Here is a 5,368-nt window from a genome sequence, read left to right on the forward strand (position 1 = left end):
GGAGCGGGCGGTGCGGCGGGAGCGGCAGGCGGCGGCGGAGCGGGCGCGGCGGGTGCGCTGCACGCGGCGGACGCGAGCAGCATCGCGAGCGCGGCGGCGCGAACCGTGGTTCTGGAGGGCAACATCGGGACCAACGGTATAGACCCGGTTCCGGTTCCGGGATACTCCAACTGGCCAATTGATCTAGCCCGATCCGACTGCGACAGTGGATTTCCGGACGCCCGTAGCGGCCGGAACGCAATTGTCCAGCAAGGAAATTCGTGCACCGCGCGAGTTCGCCTAAGTCGGGGAGGCGAAACCGATGTCGGATGCTGCTTCAGCGCGCGCCCGCATCAAGGCCATCAGCGCCGGAATGCCCAAGTACGTCGTGATCGGAGTCGGTACCGCGCTGGTGCTGATCTTCGGTTTCCTCCTGTTGCGCACACTGTCCACTGAGGACGTGAAGATCACCGGTTTGGATCAGCCGGTGAACACCAATGCCGAAGTCGGTATCCAGGGCGTGAACAACGCCAAGATCACGGTCGACGGCCGGGAAGTCGCCGCGCGGCAGGTCGCGGGCGGTATGGCCCTCGCACCCGCCGGTCTGCCGGACGGACCGCACGAGCTGGTCGTCGACGCACCGCGCAGCATCTCCTGGCTCGGTTCAGACACCACGAGTCACGAGTTCACTGTGGACAGCACGCCGCCGGACCTCCAAGTCGAGGACTCGCTGCGGCCGGAAGGCCCCAACCGCCCGGTCACCGTCAACGGCAAGGCCCTCGGGGCCGAGCGCGTCGAGGTCGCGGGCAAGCAGGTCGAGACCGACCCGCAGGGCGGCTTCAGCGTCGTGGTCGACAAGCCGGATCGCGACGTCAAGGTCGTCGCCACCGACGTGGCGGGCAACCGGGCCGAACGGGTCATGACCGTCCACATCAAACACCCGGGCATGCGCGCGGTGCACGTCACCGGCATGGCCTGGACCAGCGACTCGCTGCGCGAGCCGATCCTGGAGATGGCCCGCCAGGGCAAGATCGACACCGTCGAGCTCGACCTCAAGGACGAGAGCGGCGAGGTCGTCTACGACTCCGCGGTCCCGATGGCCCACCAGATCGGTGCCGTCAAGGGCTACTACAACGCGCGTCAGGCGCTCGACCAGCTGCACGGCATGGGCGTGCGGGTCGTCGGCAGGCTCGTGGCGTTCAAGGACCCGGTGCTCGGCGCGGCCTCCTGGAACAGCGGCCACCCCGAACGCGTCGTGCAGACCTCGAGCGGTTCGCCCTGGTCCAGCGGCTACGGGCAGTACGCCTTCACCAACTTCGCCGACCCGGTGGTGCGCCAGTACAACGTCGACATCGCCGCCGAAGCGGCCCAGCTCGGCTTCGACGACGTGCTCTACGACTACGTGCGCCGGCCGGACGGCCACATGGAGCAGATGCGCATCCCGAACCTGGTCGGCACACCGGAGACCTCCATCGCGGAGTTCCTGCGCCAGACCCAGACCGAGGTCCGCTCGCGCGGCGCGCTGCTGGGCGCATCGGTGTTCGGCATCGCCGTCGACCGGCCGACCGAGATCGCCCAGGACGTCCGGCAGATGTCGCACTACGTCGACTACATCGCGCCGATGGTCTACCCCTCGCACTGGGCGGCCGGAGAGTTCGGCGTCGGCAACCCCAACAGCCAGCCCTACGACATCGTGGCCCGCTCGCTGGCCGCGTTCGGCAAGGCCGTGGAGGGGACCGACGTGCAGATCATCCCGTGGTTGCAGGACTTCAGCCTCGGAGTGCCCTACGGGCCAGGGGAGGTCGCGGCCCAGATCGACGCCTCGCGCAGCAACGGGATGAACTCGTTCCTGCTGTGGGCGCCGAACTGCCGCTACCACGACGCCGCACTGGCGCCGAGGGGCTGACCGGGACGGGCCGTTCGCACCGGTCTCGCCGGACGAACGGCCCGTTCGCCCTCAGATCGCTTCCGGGACGGTGATCGCGAACAGGTCGACGTGGCCGTGGGAGATGAACGACGGTCGCTGCTGCAGTTCGCCGAACGCCGCGGTCAGCCGCGGGAAGCGGTCGAACAGCGCGGACAGCGCGATGCGGTCCTCCAGGCGGGCGAGCTGGGAGCCGACGCAGAAGTGCGCGCCGTGACCGAAGCTCGGGTGCGCGGTGTCGGCGCGGGCCGGGTCGAAGAGGTCCCCGTCGGCGCGGTGCGCGGGATGCCGGTTGGCCGCCAGCAGACCCGCCACGATCGGCTCGCCCGCACGAATCGCGCCGCCACCCGGCAGCTCGATGTCCTCGACGGCGAAGCGCAGCGGCAGGTTCGCCAGGGGCGGCTGCCAGCGCAGCGTCTCCTCGATGACGGCGTCCCAGCTCAGCTCACCGGCCCGGATCGCGGCCAGGTGCCGAGGTTCGGTGAGCAGCTCGGCGATGGCGTGTCCGAGCAGGTTGACGGTCGTCTCGTGGCCCGCCGAGAACATCAGCATCAGGGTGTCGGTCAGCTCGCCGTCGGACAGGCGCGTGCCGTCCTCGTCCTGCATCGCCAGCAGATCGCTGGTCAGGTCGTCGCCGGGATTCCGCCGGCATGACGCGACGTGCTCGCCGAACAGCCGGTGCAGCGTCTCCATCCCGGCCACCACCTGCTCCGGTGACCCCGTCGTGCTGAAGAACAGCTCCACGAGCCGGCGCATCTCGTCCAGCGAATCGCGATCGGTGATGCCCAGCAGCGAGCTGATCACCGCGACCGGCAACGGGTTCGCGAAGCGCTCGCGCAGGTCGACCGCGACACCCGGCTGCGCGGAGGCGACCTCGTCGAGCAGGTGGCCGGTGATCCGCTCGACGTGCGGGGCCAGGTCGCGGATCCGGCGGGTGGTGAACGCCGGCGCGATCAGCGCCCGGAGCCTGCGGTGCTCGGCGCCGTGCGAGTTGAACATGTTCCGCATCGAGACCCAGGTGTGCAGCGGCCAATCCGCGGGCAGATCGCGGTACCCGGGCCAATGCCGGTGCGGGTCCTTGGAAACGCGGGGATCGGCGAACAGGGAGCGGAGCACGTCCGGGTCGGTGACCAGCCACGCCTCCACCTCGTCGGGCAGCACCACGCGGGACCTCGCGCGCTGAGCCGTGCCGCCTCGGCGTGCAGGTGGCTCCCGGTGGGATCGAGCGGGTAGGGGCAATCCATCGGTCAGCTCCGTCGCGTCTTCGCCGCACGCCGCGGTGGCGCGCACCCAGCATGGGGTGCTCGTCAGAGGCCCGGTGACCAGCGTCGGTGTGAACCTCGCGTTCCGTTCGGACGCGTTGGCCGCCCACCCCTCGCCCGAACCGCGCGGACGACCGTTCGCCTCGTCGGGGTAAGCGAACCGTCCGTTCGCCGGGTTTTGCGGGAAACTGCTCCCGGAATCGTCGCGCGGCATGGCTCCGCGCACCGATCTTGATGTATTCCATGGGGCGGCGAGCGGCTCAGGAACGCGCTCCGCACAGCAGAGGAACGCAGGAGGTTCTCGACGATGCGATCGAGTGTCCGGGTGGGGTTGAGCGTGCTCGGGGTGTGCGCGCTGGTGACACCGGTGGCGCAGGCCGCGCCCGAACCTCCCAAGCAGGCCGAGGCCGTCGGTTTCGGCGGCGCGGTCTCCAGCGTCGATCCCGACGCCACCCGAGCCGGTCTCGACGTGCTGCGCCGGGGAGGCACGGCCGCCGACGCCGCCGTGGCCACCGCAGCCGCGCTGGGCGTCACCGAGCCGTACTCGGCGGGTATCGGCGGCGGCGGGTTCTTCGTGCACTACGACTCCGCGACCGGCGAGGTCGACACCATCGACGGTCGCGAGACCGCACCCGCGTCGGCGCGCGAGGACCTGTTCCTGGAGAACGGCGAACCGATCCCGTTCGACGAGGCCGTCACCAGCGGGCTCGGCGTCGGCGTGCCCGGAACCCCGCGGACCTGGGAACGCGCCCTGGAGCGGTGGGGCAGCAAGGACCTCGGCGAGGTCCTGCGGCCCGCCGAGCGGCTGGCGCGCGACGGCTTCGCCGTCGACGAGACGTTCCGCTCCCAGACCGCCGACAACCAGGAGCGCTTCAGCGCCTTCCCCGCCACGCGCGAGCTGTTCCTGCCCGGCGGGCAGCCGCCCGCCGTCGGCAGCGTGCACCGCAACCCCGACCTCGCCGACACCTACCGGCGGCTCGGCGACGAAGGCGCGAAGGCGCTGCACTCCGGCGACATCGGCGCCGACATCGTCAGCACCGTCACCCAGCCGCCCGTCGACCCCGCCGCCGGGCTGAAGGTCCGGCCGGGCGCGATGACCGCCTCCGACCTGGAGGACTACCAGGTCATCGACCGCGAACCCACGCAATCCGACTACCGGGGCTACGACGTCTACGGCATGGCCCCCTCCGGCTCCGGCGGCACCACCGTCGGCGAAGCGCTCAACATCCTCGAACGCGGTGACCTCGCCGCCGCCGACAAGACCGGCTACCTGCACCGCTACCTGGAGGCCGGCAAGCTCGGCTTCGCCGACCGCAACCGGTGGGTCGGCGACCCCGCCTTCTCCGAGGTGCCCACCGAAGGACTGCTCAGCGACGAGTTCGCGGCCTCCCGCGAATGCCTGATCAGCGACGACGCCGTGCTCCCCGCCCCGGTGGCGCCGGGTGATCCCGCATCGCCGCAGGGCTGCGAGGGCGGTCGGGGCGGCGGCGAGCCCTACGAGGGCCCCAACACCACGCACCTGACCGTGGCCGACGCCAGCGGCGACATCGTGTCCTACACGCTGACCATCGAGCAGACCGGCGGCAGCGGCATCGTGGTGCCCGGACGCGGCTTCCTGCTCAACAACGAGCTCACCGACTTCAGCTTCACCCCGGTCACCCCCGGCGTGCCGGACCCGAACCTGCCGGGACCGGGCAAGCGGCCGCGCAGCTCGATGAGCCCGACGATCGTGCTGCAGGACGGCAAGCCGGTGCTGGCCGTCGGCAGCCCCGGCGGCTCGACGATCATCACCACCGTGCTGCAGACGCTCACCGGCCGGCTGGATCGGGGGCAGTCGCTGGCCGAGGCGATCGCCGAACCGCGCGCCTCGCAGCGCAACAGCGCCACCACCGACGCCGAGCCCGGCTTCCTCGCCCAGCCCGAAGCGGCCAAGCTCGAGGCCCTCGGCCACCGCTTCGAGTCCACCGACGAGATCGGCGCCGCCACCGGCGTCGAACTCCTCCCGGACGGGCGCTGGGTCGCGGCGGCAGAACCCCACCGCCGGGGAGGCGGCTCCGCCGCCGTCGTCATCCCCACCCCCTGACCAGCGCAAACGCTGCGGTCCCCAGCGGGCTGTTCGAATTTCGCGCGACATTCGACCGGGAACTCCCGGACTCGAACTTCGCGCGAAGTCCGAACGCGGCAGGGGGCGCGGTGCTGGTGC

The 5,368-nt window shown here is 71.1% G+C and carries 3 protein-coding genes; 2 read left to right on the forward strand and 1 reads right to left on the reverse strand.

Features of this window, described 5'->3' with window-relative positions; all coding sequences use genetic code 11:
- Positions 1-301: 301 nt before the first annotated feature.
- Complete coding sequence (locus E1202_RS30890; protein WP_132686843.1) at positions 302-1,885, forward strand: putative glycoside hydrolase; 1,584 nt, start codon at positions 302-304, stop codon at positions 1,883-1,885.
- Between the two features lie 51 nt (positions 1,886-1,936).
- Here E1202_RS30890 and E1202_RS30895 read toward each other — a convergent pair whose 3' ends face one another.
- Complete coding sequence (locus tag E1202_RS30895) at positions 1,937-3,067, reverse strand: cytochrome P450 family protein (RefSeq protein ID WP_235879140.1); 1,131 nt, start codon at positions 3,065-3,067, stop codon at positions 1,937-1,939.
- A 405-nt stretch (positions 3,068-3,472) separates the two neighbouring features.
- Here E1202_RS30895 and ggt point away from each other — a divergent pair, with 405 nt between their 5' ends.
- Complete coding sequence (gene ggt / locus E1202_RS30900; RefSeq protein ID WP_132686844.1) at positions 3,473-5,248, forward strand: gamma-glutamyltransferase; 1,776 nt, start codon at positions 3,473-3,475, stop codon at positions 5,246-5,248.
- Positions 5,249-5,368: the final 120 nt, after the last annotated feature.

Source organism: Saccharopolyspora karakumensis, from assembly GCF_004349225.1.
Lineage (GTDB): Bacteria > Actinomycetota > Actinomycetes > Mycobacteriales > Pseudonocardiaceae > Saccharopolyspora > Saccharopolyspora endophytica.

Coding starts and splice junctions, on each gene's coding strand:
- E1202_RS30890 (WP_132686843.1), top strand. CDS start 302: ATGTCGGATGCTGCTTCAGCGCGCGCCCGCATCAAGGCCATCAGCGCC.
- ggt (WP_132686844.1), top strand. CDS start 3,473: ATGCGATCGAGTGTCCGGGTGGGGTTGAGCGTGCTCGGGGTGTGCGCG.